Source organism: Nonomuraea sp. NPDC003707, assembly GCF_053587055.1.
Genome location: NZ_JBSFNK010000030.1, coordinates 118,440 through 136,365 on the forward strand (window position 1 = coordinate 118,440; position 17,926 = coordinate 136,365).

Genomic DNA, 17,926 nt, shown 5'->3' on the forward strand with positions numbered 1-17,926 from the left:
GATGCCGGTGAACGTGTCCTGTCCCCGGCCTGCCGTGGGCCGGGTGTGAGCACCACCGGCACCCGCGTCGCCCCGGCGATCCTGCGCACGGCGACCGGACGCGAGGCCACCCGATGGGTCGCGGCGTACTGCCGCGAGGTGCCCTGGCTGACGGGCGCCACCGTGCTCACCGCGGTGGCCGCGGCGGCGCTCCAGGTGCTGCCGTTGCTCCTGCTCGGCCGGGTGGTCGACGGGGTGGTCGAAGGTCAGTCGCGGTCGGTCCTGGTCACCGTCGGGGTGCTGATGGTGACCGCCGCGCTGCTCGGCTCGGCGGCCACCACGGCGTCCACGTACCTGATCGGGCGGCTGGGCGCGGACCTGCTCGCGCGGCTGCGGGAAGGCGCCGTACGGGCGGTGCTGGGCATGCCGAGCGCGCGGATCGAGCAGGTCGGCCGGGGCGACGTGCTGTCCAGGGTCGGTGACGACGTGGCCGTGGTGTCCAAGGGCATCCGGACGGCGGTCCCCACGGTGTTCTCGTCGGGGGTGCTGGTCGTCATCGCCACGGCGGGCATGTTCGGGCTGGACTGGCGGCTCGGCCTGGCGGGCGCCGGCGCGCTGCCCGCGTACGCGCTGGCCCTGCGCTGGTATCTCCCCCGGTCCGCGCCGCTCTACCAGCGGCAGCGGGAGGCCCAGGCCGATCGCGCGCAGGCGCTGATCAGCGGCCTGAACGGGATCGACACCGTCCGGGCCTACCGCCTGGAGGAGACCTTCCGCGAGCAGGTCACCCGCGAGTCGTGGCGGGTGCGCGATCTCGGCGTCGAGGTCTTCCGGTTCTTCGGCCGGTTCGTCGGCAGGGAGAACCGCGCCGAGTTCATCGGGCTGGTCCTGATCCTCGTGGTGGGGTACGTCCTGCTGGAGGCCGGCGCCGTCACCCTGGGCGAGGCGTCGGTGGCGCCGCTGCTGTTCCACCGGCTGTTCAACCCGCTGGGCGCCATCCTGTTCACCTTCGACGAGGCGCAGAAGTCGGGCGCGAGCCTGACCCGGCTGGTCGGCGTGCTGGGCGAGGCCACGGAGGAGCGGCTGGTGGGCCGGGTGGCCGCCGCCCCCGCGGACGCCGGGCCGTACCCGGTGGTGGTCGAAGGGCTGACGTTCAGCTACCCCGGCAGCCATCCCGGCTCGGAGCGGCCGGTCCTGCGGGACGTCGACCTCGTGATCCCGGCCGGCGGGTCGCTGGCGCTGGTGGGGGCGACGGGCGCGGGCAAGTCGACCCTGGCGGCGCTGATCGCGGGGATCGGGACCCCGCAGGCCGGGTCGGTGCGCATCGGAACGACCGATCTCGCCGGGCTGGACGAGGCCGGCGCGCGGGCCCTGGTGAGCATCCTGACGCAGGAGACGCACGTGTTCTCCGGCCCGCTCGCCGGCGACCTGCGGCTGGCCGCGCCGGAGGCGGCCGACGCCGAGCTGATGGACGCGTTGCGCAGGGTCGGCGCCGACACGTGGGTCACGGCGCTGCCCGACGGGCTGGACACCGTGGTCGGCGAGGGCGGTGAGCGGCTGGACGGCACCAAGGTCGCCCAGATCGCGCTGGCCCGGCTCGTGCTGGGCCGGTCGCCGGTGGTGGTGCTGGACGAGTCGACCGCGGAGGCGGGCAGCCAGGGCGCCGCCGAGCTGGAGCGGGCCGTGGCCGCCGCGTGCCAGGGCCGTACGACGCTGTTCGTGGCGCACCGGCTGACCCAGGCGATGGCGGCCGACCGCATCGCCGTGCTGGACGCGGGACGCGTCGTGGAGCAGGGAACCCACGAGGAGCTGGTGGCTCTGGGCGGCAGGTACGCGCGGCTGTGGCGCGCGTGGCAAGAACCTTCATCCTTCGAAAGGGACGGCTGAGTCTTCGATGACGGAACCGAGCACTCGTCTCGCACTGCTCTCTCCCGCGCGCCTGGCCGACGTGCGCCGGCGGACCGGCGGCTACTCCGACAGGACCATCACCAAGGCGTGCGCCATCGGGCTGGCCTACTGGGCGACCGGCCAGAGCCCCGGCAGTCTCGACCTCACCTCCGCCACCCTGTTCGCCGACGTCCTCGGATGGGCCGACAACGGCGGGGACGGGGTCGCCGGCTGGGAGGTCGGCGCGGACGGCCGGAGCATCACCGTCCCCGAGGGCGTCGCGCCGGCCGACGCGCAGCTCGCGCTGGACGACCTGGCCGACTTCCCGGATCGGCCCATCGGCACCATCGGCCCGTCCAGCGTGCCGGCCCGGCTCGCGGCCCTGGCCGAGTGGAACGACAACGACGTGGACCGGGTCCGCCCGACCATCGTGGAGATGTTCCGCGAGCAGGCTCGGACCAGGCCGGACGCCGTCGCCATCGTGGACGGGCACCGGTCGCTGACCTACCGCGAGGCGGCCGAGCTGTCCAACCAGCTCGCCCACCACCTGATCGACCGCGGGCTCACCGCCGAACAGATCGTCGGCATCTCGCTGGGCCGCTCCGCCGAGATGGTGATCGGCCTGCTGGGCGTGCTCCAGGCGGGGGGCGCGTTCGTGCCGCTCGATCCGCAGTGGCCCGCCGCGCGCCGGGCGGTCGTCATCGAGGACGCCGGGGTCGTGGCGCAGCTCAACGACTCCGGCGAGCACGGCGCGGGCGAGCCGGAGGCCGTGGCCGTCGATCTCGGCGACTGGCGGTTCGGCTCGTATCCCACCGAGGACACCGACATCGCCGTCCCCGGTCCCGCGCTGGCGTACGTGATCTTCACGTCCGGTTCGACCGGGCGGCCCAAGGGTGCGATGATCCGGCACGAGGCGATCAGCGAGCGCCTGCTGTGGCAGTCCCGCGAGATCCTGGGCTTCGGCCACGACGACGCGTCGCTGTTCAAGGCGCCGCTGTCGTTCGACATCTCCATCAACGAGATCTTCCTGCCGCTGGTGTGCGGCGGCCGGCTGGTGGTCCTGCGGCCCGGCGGCGAGCGCGACCCGCACCACCTGCTGAGCGTGATCGCCGAGCAGCGCGTCACCTTCACGTACCTGGTGTCGTCCATGCTGGACGTGCTGCTGGAGATCGCGGGCGACTCCGGGCGGCTGGACAGCCTGCGGCACGTGTGGTGCGGCGGCGAGGTGCTGACCCCGGAGCTGTACGAGCGCTTCCGCACCCGGCTCGACATCCCCATGTACCACGGCTACGGCCCCGCCGAGACGACGATCGGCGTCTCGCACGTCATCTACCGGGGCGCGGCCGAGCGCCTGTCGACGTCGATCGGCAAGGCCAACCCCAACACCGAGCTGTACGTGCTGGACGAGGAGCTGCGCCCGGTCCCGGTCGGCGTCGGCGGCGAGCTGTACGTGGGCGGCTTCCTCCTGGGCCGCGGGTACGTCAACGCGCCCGGCCTGACGGCGTCCCGGTTCGTGGCGAACCCCTTCGCCGGGGACGGTTCCCGGCTGTACCGCACCGGCGACCTCGCGCGCTTCGCCCCCGACGGGTCGCTGGACTTCCTCGGCCGGGCCGACAACCAGATCAAGATCCGCGGCATGCGGCTGGAGATCGAGGACGTCGAGGTCGGCCTCGCGGAGCACCCCCGGGTCCGGCACACCTGCGTCGTCGCCAAGAAGAACGCGGCGGGCGGCACCTACCTGGTCGGGTACGTGATCCCGGCGGCCGGGAGCGGCCACCTGCGGGCGGACGAGGTCAAGGCGTGGGCCGCCGAGCACATGGTCGAGTACATGGTGCCCGCGCACGTCGTCGTGATGAAGGAGTTCCCGCTCACCGCCAACGGCAAGCTGGACCGGGGCGCGTTGCCGGAGCCGGCGATCGGGACGGGCGCGATCGTCGCGCCGGCCACCGAGAACGAGCGCCTGGTGTGCGCGGCGGTCGCGTCGGTGCTGCGGCTGGACGAGGTCGGTGTCGACCAGAACTTCTTCAGGCTCGGCGGCGACAGCATCCTGGCGATCTCGCTGCTGAGCGCGCTGCGCGACGCGGGCCTCCACCTCACGGCGACGCAGATCTTCGCGAGCCGCAACGTGGGAGCGCTCGCGGCGGCGGCCACCCGTGACGAGGTCTCCACCGTGGATCGCGGGGACGTCGCGACCGGCCCCGTCGCGGGGGCGCCCATCGTGCAGTGGCTCGGCGAGCACACGGAGGCGATCGACGGCTTCGTGCAGTCGGTGGTGCTGAACACCCCGGCCCACCTGACCGCCGGCGCCCTCGGCGAGCTGCTCGCCGCCCTGGTCAGGCGGCACGACATGCTGCGCGCCAGGCTGGTGCGCGGCGAGCGCTGGGGCTTCGACATCCCCGAGGCGGACGGGGCCGTCGCCGGGTGGGAGGAGAGCGACCGGCCGCTCGACGAGTGCGTCCGGCTCGCCACCGCCGGGCTGGCCCCCGACCACGGCGTGATGCTCCGTGCCGTCTGGCGGCGCGAGGCGCGGCAGCTCGTCCTGGTCGCGCATCACGTGGTGATCGACGGCGTGTCCTGGCGGATCCTGATGGAGGACCTGGCCACGGCGTGGCGGCAGCTCACCTCGGGGACGCCGATCCAGCTGCCCCCGGTGGGCACGTCGTTCCGGCGCTGGACTCAGTTGCTGGAGCAGGCGGCGTTCGACGCGGACCGCGACCACTTCCAGCGGCCCCTGCCGGGAGCGGACGGACCGCTGGGCAGGCGTCCGCCGTCCGCGTTCGACACCGTCGCGCGCGAGCGGACCCAGGTCGTCCCGGTCGGCCCCGAGGTCACCGCCGCGCTGCTGGGCGAGATCCCGGCGAGGTTCCACGCGGGCGTCAACGACGTGCTGCTGACCGCGCTCGCCGTCGCCCTCGCCCGGTGGCGGCGCGACCTCGGGCAGGACCAGACGTACGCGCACATCGAACTCGAGGGCCACGGCCGCGAGGGACGGTTCGTGGCGGACGCGGCCGGCTACGAGCCGGACCTGTCGCGAACGGTGGGCTGGTTCACCACGCTGTTCCCGGTGACCGTGGACCCCGGCGCGGCGGCCGATCTCACCGCCCCCGACTATTTGTCCGCGGCGCTCAAGGCGGTCAAGGAGGACCTCGCCCGGGTGCCGAGCAACGGCGTCTCCTACGGCGCCCTGCGCTACCTGACCGGCACCGGGTTCGCCGCGCCCGCCCCGCAGGTGCTGTTCAACTACCTGGGCCGCTACGACGCGGGCGTGTCCGGGGACTGGCGGCTGGCGGGCGCCACAGGGCAGCTGGGCGAGAAGCGCGACCCGGGGATGCGGCTGCCGCGTGCCCTGGAGTTCAACGCGATCGCCGAGCCCGGCGCGAGCGGCGCGTACGAGCTGCTCACCACCATCTCCTGGCCGGACGGGATGTTCGCCGAGGAGGACATCGCGACGATCGGCGAGTACTTCCGGGCGGCCCTGACCGGGCTGGCCGCGCTCGACCAGGGCGGCCACTCCCCCAGCGACTTCGCCGCGGTGGCCCTCACGCAGGCCGACGTCGACGCCCTGGACGGCCCGGCGCTGCGGGACATCCTGCCGCTGACCCCGTTGCAGGAGGGCCTGTACTTCCACTCGGTCTTCGACGACGACTCGGCGGGCAGCTACGTCGAGCAGCAGATCATGACGCTGGACGGCGACGTGGACGCCGACCGGCTCGCGGCGGCGGCCACCCGGCTGTTCGACCTGTTCCCGAACCTGGCCGCGCGTTTCGTGGCCCTCGCCGACGGCCGCGTGGTCTCGGTGCTGGAGAGCGGGGTGGAGGCGCCGTTCACCACGCTGGAGCGCCCCGGCGTCACCGAGGACGAGATCCGCGACCACGCCGAACGGGACCGCCGCGCCGGGTTCGACCTGGCCACCGGTCCGCTGATGCGCTTCACCCTCATCCGTACGGGTGCCGGTGGGAACGTGCTGGTGCAGACCGTGCACCACATCCTCGCCGACGGCTGGTCGGTGCCCCCGATGCTGCGCGCGCTGCTGGCCGAGTATCACGCGCCGTGGACCGCGTACCCGCAGGGCGGCTTCGCCGACCACGTGCGCGCGCTGGCCGCGCGCGACGACGACGAGAGCGACCGGGTGTGGCGCGATCAGCTCGCCGACCTGCCCGGCCCCTCGCTGGTCGCCGAGGGGCACACCCCGTCCGGCCGGTACGCCGAGACCGCGGTGGAGCCGGACGACGACGTCGACGCGGCCGCCCGGTCGGCGGGTGTGCCGCTGAGCGTCGCCGTGCACAGCGCGTGGGCGGTGACGCTGGGCGGCATCCTGCCGGGCAAGGATGTGGTGTTCGGCTCCACGGTGTCCGGGCGCGACGCGGACGTGCCGGGCATCAAGGACATGGTGGGCCTGCTCATCAACACGATCCCCGTACGCGTCCGGTGGGACGGCGCCACCACGGCGGGCGAGCTGCTCGCCTCGGTGCGGGACCACCAGAGCGCGGTGCTGCCGCACCAGCACGTCTCCCTGACCAGGATCGGCCGCCAGGCCGGCGGCGGGCCCCTGTTCGACACCCTGGTGGTGTTCGACGTCGCGGCCGACGTGGACGGTCTGCGCAGGCCCGGCGACGAGTTCGCCATCACCGGCATCGTGAACGAGGGCGCCCCGCACTACCCGCTGACGCTGGTGGTGGAGCGCGCACGCGACGGCCGCCCGCGCTTCAACCTGATCTACGACGGCGAGCTGCTGCGGGAGGCACGCGCCCAGGCGATCCTGCGCGCGTTCACCCAGGCGCTGACCAGCCTGCTCACCCGGCCGGACGACCTGGTGCCGGACGGCGCCGGGCAGCCCGCGCGGGTCACCCCGGCGACCTTGGGCGAGCTGTTCGACGCCGCCGCCGAGCGCGACCCGGCCGCCACCGCCGTCACCCAGTGCGGTCTCGACGGCGGCACCCGGTCGCTGACCTACGGCGAGCTGGCGGAGGCGAAGAACGAGCTGGCCGCGGCGCTGCGGGCGGCCGGGGTCGGGCCGGGTGAACGGGTCGCCGTCGCCGTCCCGCGCTCCGTCGAGCAGGTCGTCGCCCTGGTCGCGATCGTCAGCGCGGGCGGCGCGTACGTGCCGCTGGATCTGGCGTACCCGGACGAACGGCTGGAGTACGTCCTCGCCGACGCCGCCCCGCAGGTCGTGCTCGTGGACCGGGACCAGCGGGACCGCTTCACGGAGCTGGCGGCCAGGGCAGGCGTGCCGGCCCGCGTGCTCGTCCAGGGGGACGAGCTGCCGCCGGACACCACCGCGACCGAGGTGACCTGGCACGACCCGGCGTACGTGATCTACACGTCCGGATCGACCGGCAGGCCCAAGGGGGTCGTCGTCCCGCACTCCAGCGTGGTGACGCTGCTCGCGAACACCCGGCCGGACATGGACTTCGGCCCGGACGACGTGTGGGTGCAGTTCCACTCCTACTCCTTCGACTTCGCGGTGTGGGAGCTGTGGGGCGCGCTGGCGCACGGCGGTGAGCTGCTGGTGCCGGAGTACGGGCTGACCCGCTCCCCGGTCGACTTCCACCGGCTGGTCCGCGAGCGCGGAGTGACCGTGCTCAACCAGACCCCGTCGGCGTTCTACCAGTTCATGGAGGCCGACCGGCACGCCGGCGAGCCGGTCACCGCGCTGCGCCGGATCGTCTTCGGCGGCGAGGCGCTGGACCTCGGGCGGCTGCGCGGCTGGGTCGAGCGGCACGGCACGCGCTCGCCCGAGCTGGTCAACATGTACGGCATCACCGAGACCACCGTCCACGTCACCCACCGGGTGCTGACCGACGAGGACTTCGCCGCCGGCGACGGCGCCAGCCCGATCGGCGGCCCGATCCCCGGCCTGGTCACCTACCTCCTCGACGACCGGCTCCGGCCGGTGCCGCCGGGCCGGGTGGGCGCCATCTACGTCGCCGGCGACCAGGTGTCGCTCGGCTACCTGGGCAGGCCGGGGCTCACCGCGAGCCGGTTCGTGGCCGACCCGTTCGCGGGCGACGGCTCCCGCATGTACCACACGGGCGACCTCGCCCGCCGCACGCTCGACGGCGAGCTGGAGTTCGCCGGCCGCGCCGACGACCAGGTGCAGCTCAAGGGCTTCCGCATCGAGCTCGGCGAGGTGGAGTCGGCGATCAGGGAGCTCGACGGCGTGGTCGACGTGGCCGTCACCGTTGCGGGCAGCGGGGACCACCTGGTCGCGCACGTCGTGGGCCGGGTGCCCGGCGACGTCGCCGGCCTGCTGTCGGCGAAGCTGCCCGCGCACATGGTGCCGCGCCGGGTGCTTCGCGTCGAGGCGCTGCCGCTGACCGTCAACGGCAAGCTGGACCGCAAGGCCCTGAGCGAGCGCGCCGGGCGGGACGACGCTCCGGTGCCCGCGGGCGATTCCGAGCTCGCGGCGCTGGTGGGCATCTTCGCCGACGCGCTGCCCGGCTGCGAGGTGGACGCCGACACCGACTTCTTCAGGGCCGGCGGCGACAGCATCGTCATCATCACCGTGGTCAACCGGGCCAGGGCGCTCGGCCTGCCGATCACCCCACGGGACGTGTTCCTGCTCAGGACGCCGCGCGCGCTCGCCGGACACCTGGGAGCGCCCCGGGCCACGGAGCCGGTGCCCGCCTCTCATGAGGACGGTCCGCTGACGCCGACGCCGATCATCCTGCGACAGCGAGGGCTGGGCGGCTCTCTCACCCGGTTCGCCCAGGCCAGGACGCTGGTGGCGCCCGAGGGGACCGGGTTCGCGGACGTCGGACGCGCCGCCGAGGCCGTCGTGGCCGCGCACCCGGCCCTCCGGCTGCGGCTGCGCGTCGAGCACGGGGTGTGGGCGCTGCGCACCGAACCCGCCCGGCAGGTCTCCGTCGCCCGCACGGACGCGACCGACGCCACGGCCGTCGCGAACGAGGCCGCCGGACGGCTCGATCCCGAGGCCGGGGAGATGATCGCGTTCTCCTGGCTGGCGGCGAGCCGGACTCTCGTGGTCACCGTGCACCACCTCGCCGTCGACGCGGTGTCCTGGCTGGTCCTGCTGGACGACCTGGCCGCGGCCCTGCGCGGGGCGGCCCTGGCAGCGCCGACCACGTCCTACGCCGAGTACGCCGGCGCGCTGGCGGCGGGGTCCGCCCAGGCGATCGACGACCTCGGGCACTGGGTCACCACGCTCGAAGCGCCCCCGCTGCTGCCCGTGGTCGAGCGGCTGCGCGAGACCGTGGTGGAGGTCGCGCCCGAGGTGACCGCCCGCGTGACGCGTTCCGCGCCCGCCACGCTCGGCGTCGGTGTCACCGAGCTGCTGTGCGGCGCGCTGCGGACCGCGCTGACGCACGTCCAGCCCTCGCCCACCGACCTCGCGATCGAGCTGGAGCGCCACGGCCGGGTCCCGGTGCTCGAACACCACGACTACACCCGTACGGTCGGCTGGTTCACCTCCATCGCCCCCGTACGGCTCACCGCGCACACCGACCCCGTCGCGGCGGCGCGCGAGCTCGCCGAACGGCAGCCGGACGAGCGCGGGCACGTCGCCTACGGTCAGCTCAGATACCTCAACCCGCAGACGGCTCCGCTGCTGAACGCGCGCCCGCAGGTGCTGTTCAACTATCTCGGCCGGGGCAGCGAGTCCCAGGCGCTGCACATCACCGGCGGCGACCAGGGCAGCCCGTACGCCGTCGAGGTGAACGCGTGGATCGACGCCGCCACCGGTAGCCTGCGCGCGGTCTTCACCCTCGCCGAAGGCGTCCCCGACGAGCTCACGGAGCACTGGCGGCGCGCCGTGGAGCGGATCGCGGACGCCGCCGCGACCGCCGAGTGGACGGCGCCGGTCACCCCGCTCCAGAGAGGCCTGTTCTTCCAGGCCCAGCTGGCGGGCCCGGCCGGGCACTATGTCGCCCAGAACTACTTCACCTTCGACCGGCGGCTGGACACCGGCGCCCTGGCCGAGGCGATGGCGTACGTGATCGCGCGGCACCCGGTCGTGGGCGCCGGCTTCACCACCGACGCCGCCGGCGACCCGGTCCAGGTCCTCGCGGCCGGTCGGCGGGTCGACGTCCGCACGGTCGCGCTGTCGACGGACACTGAAACGGACTCAGCGGTCGAGGCCCTGCGCGCCCGGGACCGCGACACGGGCTTCGACCCGGGTGAGCCGCCGCTGATCCGGCTGACCGTGGTGCGCCTGCCCGGCGGCCGCGACGGCCTGCTGCTGAGCTACCACCTGCTGCTGTGGGACGGCTGGTCCCGCGAGATCGTGCTGCGGGACCTGTTCGACGCCTATCAGGCCGTCCTCGCGGGACAGCCACTGGACCCGGTCCCGGCCACGCCGAGCTTCGAGAGCCACGCCCGGGCGCTCGCCGCCAGGGACCTCGCCGCGTCGGAACGCTTCTGGGCCGGGCACCTGACCGGTCTCCCCGGCCCGACGCTGCTCGCCGGGCCGTCGCCGTCGCTGCCGGACGAACTGCCGAGCGCCCTCGTACGCACGCTCTCCCCCGGGCAGTCGGACCTGCTGCGGGAGGCGGCCAGGACCCACGGCGTCACGCTGAACTCGGTGCTGACCGGCGCGTTCGGCCTGCTGCTTGGCACGCACACGGGCCGGAGCGACGCCGTGTTCGGCGTGACCGTCTCCGGCCGGGAGGGTGAAGGCCTGTCCGACATCGTCGGCGTGCTGCTCAACACCGTCCCCATGTGGACGCGGGCCCGGCCGGACGACACGGTACGGGAGTATCTGTCCGCCGTGCAGGCGGCCAGGGTCGCGGCGATGGAGCACGAGCACCTGGGACTCGGCGAGATCCAGCGGGCCAGCGGGCACGACACCCTGTTCGACAACCTGTTCGTGCTCCAGAACTTCCTGGACCTGGACGCGCTCGCCACGATGAACGCCCGGCACGGCATCACCGAGGTGCGCGCCGAGGACTCCACCCACTACCCGTTCACCTGGGTCGTCACGCCGGGCGACCGGCTCACGATCAAGCTGGAGCACCGCGACGACGACGGGGAGCGCGCCCGCCGTCTCCTGGACGACTACGTGCGCGTGCTCGAGGGGCTGGCCCGCTCGACCGGGCCGGTGGGCGCGCTGCGGGGGCTGGGGCCGGAGCCCGAGCCGGCCGTACGCACGGACGTCGGCACGGACACCGTGGTCGACCGGTTCGACCAGGCGGCGGACGGCGGCCCGCAGCGGGTCGCGCTCGTCGCCCACGGCCGGACCATGACCTTCGCCCAGCTCAGGGACCGCAGCCGCGCGGTGGCGGGGGTGCTCGCCCGGCGCGGCATCGGCCCCGAGACGACCGTGGGCCTGGCGATCCCGCGCTCCCTCGACTCGATCGTGGCGCTGTTCGCCGTGCTGCGCGTCGGCGCCGCGTACGTGCCGCTGGAGCTGGACCACCCGGACGAGCGGATCGCCGCGATCGTCGCGGACGCCCGCCCGGACGTGATCCTCACCGTGAGCGCGGTCGCTCCCCGGCTGACCGGCGACCTGATCGAGCTGGACCGCCCTCTGCCCGAGGCCGAGCCGTTCACGACGTTCGCGCCGGGCGACCCGGACCGCCTGCGGCACCCGGCGTACACCATCTACACCTCCGGATCGACCGGGAAGCCCAAGGGCGTGGTGACCGGGTACGCCGGGCTGACCAACATGCTGATCAACCACCAGCGCCGGATCTTCGAGCCGGTGCTGGCGCGGCACGGGCACCGGGTCTTCCGGATCGCGCACACCGTGTCGTTCGCGTTCGACATGTCGTGGGAGGAGCTGCTGTGGCTCGCCGACGGCCACGAGGTGCACATCTGCGACGAGGAGCTGCGGCGCGACGCGCCCCGCCTGGTCGAGTACTGCCTCGAGCACGGGATCGACGTCATCAACGTGACCCCCACCTACGCGCAGCAACTGGTGGCCGAAGGGCTGCTCGACGACCCCGTACGGCGGCCCGCGCTGGTGCTGCTGGGCGGCGAGGCGGTCACCCCGGCGCTGTGGCGCCGGCTCGCCGAAACCGAGGGGACGGTCGGCTACAACCTGTACGGACCCACCGAGTACACCATCAACACCCTCGGCGTCGGCACCTTCGAGTGCCAGGACCCGGTGGTCGGCGTGGCGATCGACAACACCGACGTGTACGTGCTGGATCCGTGGCTGCGGCCCGTGCCGGACGGCGTGCCCGGCGAGCTGTACGTGTCGGGCGTCGGCATCGCGCGCGGCTACCTCGGGCAGCCCGCCCAGACCGCGCACCGGTTCGTCGCCTGCCCGTACGGCGAGCCCGGCGAGCGCATGTACCGCACCGGGGACCTCGTGGTCCGGCGGCCCGACGGGAACCTGATGTACCTGGGCCGCACCGACCAGCAGGTCAAGATCCGCGGGCACAGGGTCGAGCCGGGCGAGGTCGAGGCCGCGTTCGAGGCGCACCCGGCGGTGCGGTTCGCCGCCGCGGTCGCCCAGCCGGACCCGCAGGTCGACGGCGCGTACCGGCTGGCCGCCTACCTCGTGCTAAGCGATTCCGACCTCGCGACCGTCGCCGCCGAGGTGGGCGCCGGGCTGCCGGACTTCCTGCGCCCCACGCACTACGCCCAGGTCGACGCCATCCCGCTGACCGTGAACGGGAAGGCCGACGCCAAGGCGCTGCCGGAGGCCAGGCCGCTGGGCGCGCTGACCACGGCGGGCGAGCGCGGCCCGGCGACCGGGACCGAGAGCGTGGTGTGCGAGTTCTTCGCCGAGGCGCTGGACCTGGACGACGACGAGGTGAGCGCGGTGAGCGACTTCATGTCCCTCGGCGGGCACTCCATGCTGGCGGTGCGGCTGATCGGGCTGCTCCGCCGCGAGTACGGCCCCGTGATCACCATTCGTGACCTGTTCGCCCTGCGGACCCCCGAAGCGATTGCCCGGCACCTCGATGACAACTCCTGACCGTACGGGGTCCGGCATCCTGCGGACCGCACTGCGACGCAACGCGGGCGCCATGGCCTGGGGCACCGTCCTCATGGGCATGTACCAGGCCGGCGAGACCGCCTTCCCCATCGCGCTCGGCCTGATCGTCGAGCACACGATGCGCGAGCGCGGCCTCGGCTCGCTCGCGGTGTCGATCGCCGCGCTGGCCGTGATCATCACGACCGTGTCGCTGTCGTGGCGGTTCGGGATGCGCATCCTGCAGAAGGCCAACACGACCGAGGCGCACCGCTGGCGGGTGCGGGTCGCGGCCTGCGGGCTCCAGCCCGTGGCCAGGGACGTCGACCTCAAGTCCGGCGAGGTCCTGACCATCGCCACCGAGGACGCCGACCAGACCGCCGACATCATCGAGGTGGTGCCGCTGCTGGTCAGCTCACTGGTCGCGGTGCTGATCACGGCGGTCGCCCTGGGCACGGCCAACGTGTGGCTCGGCCTGCTCGTGATCGTGGGAACCGTCGCCATCCTGTCGATCCTGAGCGTGCTGTCCAGGCGGATCGGCGCCAGTACCCGCGAGCAGCAGGCCAGGGTGGCGCGGGCGGGCGCGAAGGTCGCCGACCTGATCACCGGGCTGCGGCCGCTGCACGGCTTCGGCGGCACCCACGCGGCGTTCCTGTCCTACCGGAAGGTCAGCACGGAGGCGAAGAGCCAGGCCGTCACCGTCGCCAAGGTGAACGGCGCGTACGCCGGCGCCGCGCAGACCCTCAACGCCATCCTCGCCACCGCGGTGACCCTGGCGGCGGGGTGGCTGGCGTTCGACGGCCGGATCACCATCGGGCAGCTCGTCATGGCCGTGGGGCTGGCGCAGTTCATCATGGAACCGCTCAAGCTGTTCTCGGAGATGCCGAAGTACGTGATGATCGCGCGCGCGTCGGCCGAGCGGATGGCGCTGGTGCTGGCCGCGCCCGCGGTGATGACCCCGGGGCCGGAGCGCCCGTCCGCGGGCGGGGACCTGGAGGTCGACGGCGTCCGGTACGGGGCGCTGCGCGAGCTGAAGTTCCACGTGTCGGCCGGGGAGTTCGTGGCGATCGCCGCCTACCAGGCGCGCGCGGCGGCCGATCTCGTGTCGATCCTGGCCGTGAACGTCCCGCCCGGCGCGTACGAGGGCGTGGTGCGGGTCAGCGGGCGGGAGGCGGCGGACCTGGCGATCGAGGCGGTCCGCGAGCGCATGCTGGTGAACCCGTACGACGGGGAGATCTTCGCGGGCACCCTCCGCACGAACATCGACCCGGCGGGCACCGGCCGCATGGTCCCCGAAGCCGTCGAGGCGTCCATGCTGGTCGACGTCGTGGCCCTCCACCCCGAAGGGCTCGACTACGGCGTCCGCGACCGCGGCGCCAACCTCTCCGGCGGGCAGCGCCAACGGCTGTCGCTGGCCCGCGCACTGGCCGCCGACGCCGACATCCTCGTCCTGCACGACCCGACGACGGCCGTCGACGCGGTCACCGAGCAGCTCATCGCGCGCAACGTCGCGGAGCTGCGCCGGGGCCGCACCACCGTCGTGATCACCAGCAGCCCGGCCCTCCTCGACGCCGCCGACCGGGTCCTCGTCCTGGACGACGGCGTCATCACGGCGGAGGACACCCATCGCAACCTGCTCACCACCGACGAGAACTACCGCCTGGCCGTGGCCCGGTGAACCCAGAAGGGATCAAACATGACCACCAACCCGTTCGACGACGCCGACGGCCGCTTCCTGGTCCTGGTCAACGCCGAGAACCAGCACTCCCTGTGGCCCTCCTTCGCCGAGGTCCCCGCCGGCTGGACCGTCGTCCTCCCCGAGAGCAGCCGCGCCGCCTGCCTGGACTACATCGAGCGGCACTGGACCGACCTGCGCCCGCGTTCGCTGGCCGAGAGGCTCAGCTGAGCACGCAGCTGACCTGGGGCGGCGTGTTGGTCGCGTTGTTCCAGGTCGCGTTGAAGCCGAACGCGGTGGACGCGCCGACCGGCAGGCTGCCGTTGTAGGCGGCGTTCCGCGCCGTGACGGTGGCGCCGTTCTGCGTGATTGCGGCGTTCCACGATTCGCGGACCTGCTGCCCGTCGGCGAAGGTGAGGGTCGTCGTCCAGGCGGAGGCCGCGCGCGTGGAGGTGTTCTTCACGGTGACCTCGGCCTGGAAGGCGCCGCCCCACTGGGAGATCACCCGGTAGGCGGCGGTGCACCGGCCGTCACCGGGCGTCGGGGTCGGGGTCGGCGTTGGGGTCGGCGTTGGGGTCGGCGTTGGGGTCGGGGTCGGGGTGGGCGTGGTCGGCGGGATCACGCCGTCGAGCACCCGCGCGAGGGCCGGGTACCAGCGGTCGGCCATCTTCTGGAAGCCGGCGTCGTTGGGGTGCACCCCGTCGCCGGTGTCCGTGGCCGTGTTGAAGCCGGTCCACTGGTCCACGACGACGATGGGCGACTGCGCGGTCGTGAGGCCGGCGGCCCAGCCCGGGATCGCGTTGTCGAGCGCCGTCACGCCGGACGCGCAGGTGGGGCAGCCGGACGGGTTCATGGGGATGATCTGCGCCACAATGATCTTCATGGTGGGGTTGCTCGCGCGCATCTGACCGACCAGCTTCGTGTACGCGGCCAGAACGGTGCTGGTCGGGATGAAGCCGCCCCACATGTCGTTGGTGCCCAGGTGCATGAGGACGATGTCGGGCCTGACCGCGGCCAGCCACGGCGGCAACTGGTTCTGGTCGGCGATGCCGGTGGCGGAGTAGCCGCCGTGGCCCTCGTGGTCGCCGTCGTAGGTGTAGCCGTAGTTGCAGCCGCCGTCGGGGTCGCTGCCGACGAAGTCGATGCCGGTGTACCCGGTCGTCTGCAGGCGGTGCCAGAGCATGGCGCGCCAGCAGCCGGGTCCGGCGGTGATGGAGTCGCCGAGCGGCATGATGCGCACGGGCGCCGCCGCCGACGTGGCGGGCAGGGCGGCCCCGAGGATGATCGCCAGCAGGAGCGCGGCGAGCAGGGCGTACAGGTGGGATCGGCGAAGCATCGAGTGACTCCCCGTGTGCGGGCGGCCCAGCCCGCCTGGCAGCGGGCCGGGCCGGGGGTTTCTACCGGGATGCGGGCCAGTGCTCCCGCCTTGAGGCGGGAGGTGAAGGCCTACGCGTGAGTGCCCCCTGGGTCGCGAGCGTGCCTTTGACCGTAACTTCTTGCACCCTCTCGGCCACTGTGGGTATGGTTCGAGTGATCGAACGGGAAGGCGATAGCCAAGCCCATCGGGAGATCGTGTCCTTGTCGGTACAGCTAGGCCGCCGGAACGGCGGTGACAGCGCGTGGAGACTCGGGGTTGCCCAGGTCGGTGAAGCGCGAACCCCCGCACTTGAGGGTGACGGGAAGAATCTCCACTGTTAACGGTGGAGAGGAGTTCAAGAGTAGGGGTTCTGGGTGAGCAGGTGTGCCTTGAAGCCCTCGCCGTACGTGCTGGTCGGGGTGCCGTTGTAGTCGGTGATGAGGACGTTGCCCTGGCTGCAGCCCCACGGGTTCCAGGTCCAGGCGGTGTATCCGACGCCGTGCGCGTCGGCCCAGGCCATCACCTGGTCGATGTAGTCGTGGGCGCAGGAGTTCTGCCCGATCTCGCCGGCGTGCACGGGCACCTGCGCGGCCACGGCGCCGACCTGGCTGTTCCAGCAGGAGACGTTGGAGCAGGTGTTGAAGTTGTACGTGTGCCAGGCGGCCATGAGGTTGCCGGCCGGGTCGGTCGGCTTGTAGGTCAGCCACTGGCTCAGGTCGTTGGACCAGGCCAGGCCGCCGAGCATGATCACGTTGGTGGCGCCGGTGGCGCGTACGGCGTTGACCAGCGACTGCATGCCGGCCACCTGGTAGCTGATGCCGGTGCAGGTGCCGCCGTCGCGCCAGCAGGTCCAGCCGGCGGTCGCGTTCCAGTTCGCCGCGGCGTCCGGGTAGGGCTCGTTGAACAGGTCGAAGACGACCGCGTTGTTGCCCTTGAACGCGTTGGCCACGCCGGTCCAGAACGTGGGCGCGTACTGCGCGTCGGGCATCGGCTTCTGGCAGGTCGCCGCGGTGTCGGAGCAGCCGGCGCCCTGACCGGTGTACTGGCCGTAGTTCCAGTGCATCTCCACGATCGGCGTGACGCCGTTGTTCACCAGCAGGTTCACGTAGTCCTTGACGTTCTGCTGGTACGCGGCGCCGCTGGGCGAACCGTTGGTGCCGATCCAGCACTCCTCGTTCAGCGGGATCCGGACCGCGTGGATGTTCCACGCCTTCATGGCGTCGATCGAGGCCTTGTCCACCGGGCCGCTGTCCCACATGCCCTTGCCCTGCACGCAGGCGAACTCGCCGCTGGCCCGGTTGACGCCGAGCAGCCGGTAGGTGTTGCCGTTGCCGGCGACCAGCTTGTTCCCGGAGACGCGCAGGATCGGCGCCGGGAGGTTGGTGCCGTCGTCGTCATCGGCCTCGGTGGCGTTGACCGTGACCGTGGTCAGGCCGGAGGAGGCGACGCTGATGGGCCGGGTGCCGTTGAGCCGGTCGGTGTCCTGTGCCGCGCGGAGCGTCACGGTCTGCGGGGTGCTCCAGTTGGCCGTGGTGAAGGTCAGGGAGGCGCCGGCGCTCACGGTGATGTCGCTGTCGCCGGTGCCCGCGGTGCTGGTGACCGTCACGTTGCCGGTCGGCTGGGACTGCAGGCGGACCGTGTAGCTCGCGGTCCCGCCCTCGGGCACGCTCACGCTGGTCGAGGAGACCACCAGAGCCTGCTGCTGCGGGCCTCCGTTGCCGTTGCCGACGCACGAGACGCTGGGCGGCGGGTTGTTGGCGCCGGTGTACGTGCCGTTGAAGCCGACGGTCCACGTCGCCCCGGTGGGCTTGGCGGCGTTGTAGGTGGTCGGGTTGACGGTGACGGCCGCACCCGCCGGGGTGGGTGTGGCCGGGGTCGGCACGCCCTCCCACATCTGGGTGATCACCTGGTTGTCGGGGAAGTCGAAGCTCAACGACCACTTGGTCAACGGGTCACCGGTGTTGGTGACGTTGATGTTGGCGCCGAAGGCGCTGCCGTTGTCCCAGACCTTGGAGTAGGTGGCCGAACACGACGCGGCGGCCTCGGCAGCGGTCTGCGCGGCGGCGAGACCGAATCCGGCGAGCAGCACGGCGGCCGCGGCCGACAAGGCTCTGCGCCACGAGTTCCGGTGAATGGACATGGGGGTTCTCCG

6 protein-coding genes are annotated in these 17,926 nt (G+C 73.0%); 4 read left to right on the forward strand and 2 right to left on the reverse strand.

What is annotated here, in order from left to right; translation table 11 throughout:
- The first annotated feature begins 45 nt into the window (after positions 1-45).
- From ACWDRB_RS49250 to ACWDRB_RS49265, 4 genes are read left to right on the forward strand one after another with little or no spacing between them, the layout of a single operon-like run.
- Complete coding sequence (locus tag ACWDRB_RS49250; RefSeq protein WP_449906493.1) at positions 46-1,863, forward strand: ABC transporter ATP-binding protein; 1,818 nt, start codon at positions 46-48, stop codon at positions 1,861-1,863.
- A gap of 7 nt (positions 1,864-1,870) precedes the next feature.
- Positions 1,871-12,745 carry an amino acid adenylation domain-containing protein gene (locus tag ACWDRB_RS49255; RefSeq protein WP_449906495.1) on the forward strand — a complete coding sequence of 3,625 codons (10,875 nt, stop codon included), beginning with the start codon at positions 1,871-1,873 and terminating at the stop codon, positions 12,743-12,745.
- Positions 12,732-14,420 (forward strand): ABC transporter transmembrane domain-containing protein, encoded by a 1,689-nt coding sequence (locus ACWDRB_RS49260; RefSeq protein WP_449906498.1) that lies wholly within the window; start codon positions 12,732-12,734, stop codon positions 14,418-14,420. The genes ACWDRB_RS49255 and ACWDRB_RS49260 overlap by 14 nt, the downstream gene beginning before the upstream one ends.
- A gap of 18 nt (positions 14,421-14,438) precedes the next feature.
- The gene (locus tag ACWDRB_RS49265) at positions 14,439-14,648 is read left to right on the forward strand and encodes an MbtH family protein (RefSeq protein ID WP_363975083.1); all 210 of its coding nucleotides are present in this window, start codon (positions 14,439-14,441) and stop codon (positions 14,646-14,648) included.
- Here the strand turns inward: ACWDRB_RS49265 and ACWDRB_RS49270 are convergent.
- Both ACWDRB_RS49270 and ACWDRB_RS49275 read right to left on the reverse strand, forming a co-directional pair.
- Complete coding sequence (locus tag ACWDRB_RS49270) at positions 14,641-15,753, reverse strand: cellulose binding domain-containing protein (protein WP_449906501.1); 1,113 nt, start codon at positions 15,751-15,753, stop codon at positions 14,641-14,643. The two genes, ACWDRB_RS49265 and ACWDRB_RS49270, sit on opposite strands and share 8 nt — an antisense overlap.
- A 376-nt stretch (positions 15,754-16,129) precedes the next feature.
- Positions 16,130-17,914 (reverse strand): cellulase family glycosylhydrolase, encoded by a 1,785-nt coding sequence (locus tag ACWDRB_RS49275; protein WP_449906503.1) that lies wholly within the window; start codon positions 17,912-17,914, stop codon positions 16,130-16,132.
- Between the last annotated feature and the right edge of the window lie 12 nt (positions 17,915-17,926).

What these genes read in the sequence shown, in the direction of transcription:
- ACWDRB_RS49255 (WP_449906495.1), top strand. Translation starts at nt 1,871, where the DNA reads ATGACGGAACCGAGCACTCGTCTCGCACTGCTCTCTCCCGCGCGCCTG.
- ACWDRB_RS49260 (WP_449906498.1), top strand. Translation starts at nt 12,732, where the DNA reads ATGACAACTCCTGACCGTACGGGGTCCGGCATCCTGCGGACCGCACTG.
- ACWDRB_RS49265 (WP_363975083.1), top strand. Translation starts at nt 14,439, where the DNA reads ATGACCACCAACCCGTTCGACGACGCCGACGGCCGCTTCCTGGTCCTG.
- ACWDRB_RS49270 (WP_449906501.1), bottom strand. Translation starts at nt 15,753, where the DNA reads ATGCTTCGCCGATCCCACCTGTACGCCCTGCTCGCCGCGCTCCTGCTG.
- ACWDRB_RS49275 (WP_449906503.1), bottom strand. Translation starts at nt 17,914, where the DNA reads ATGTCCATTCACCGGAACTCGTGGCGCAGAGCCTTGTCGGCCGCGGCC.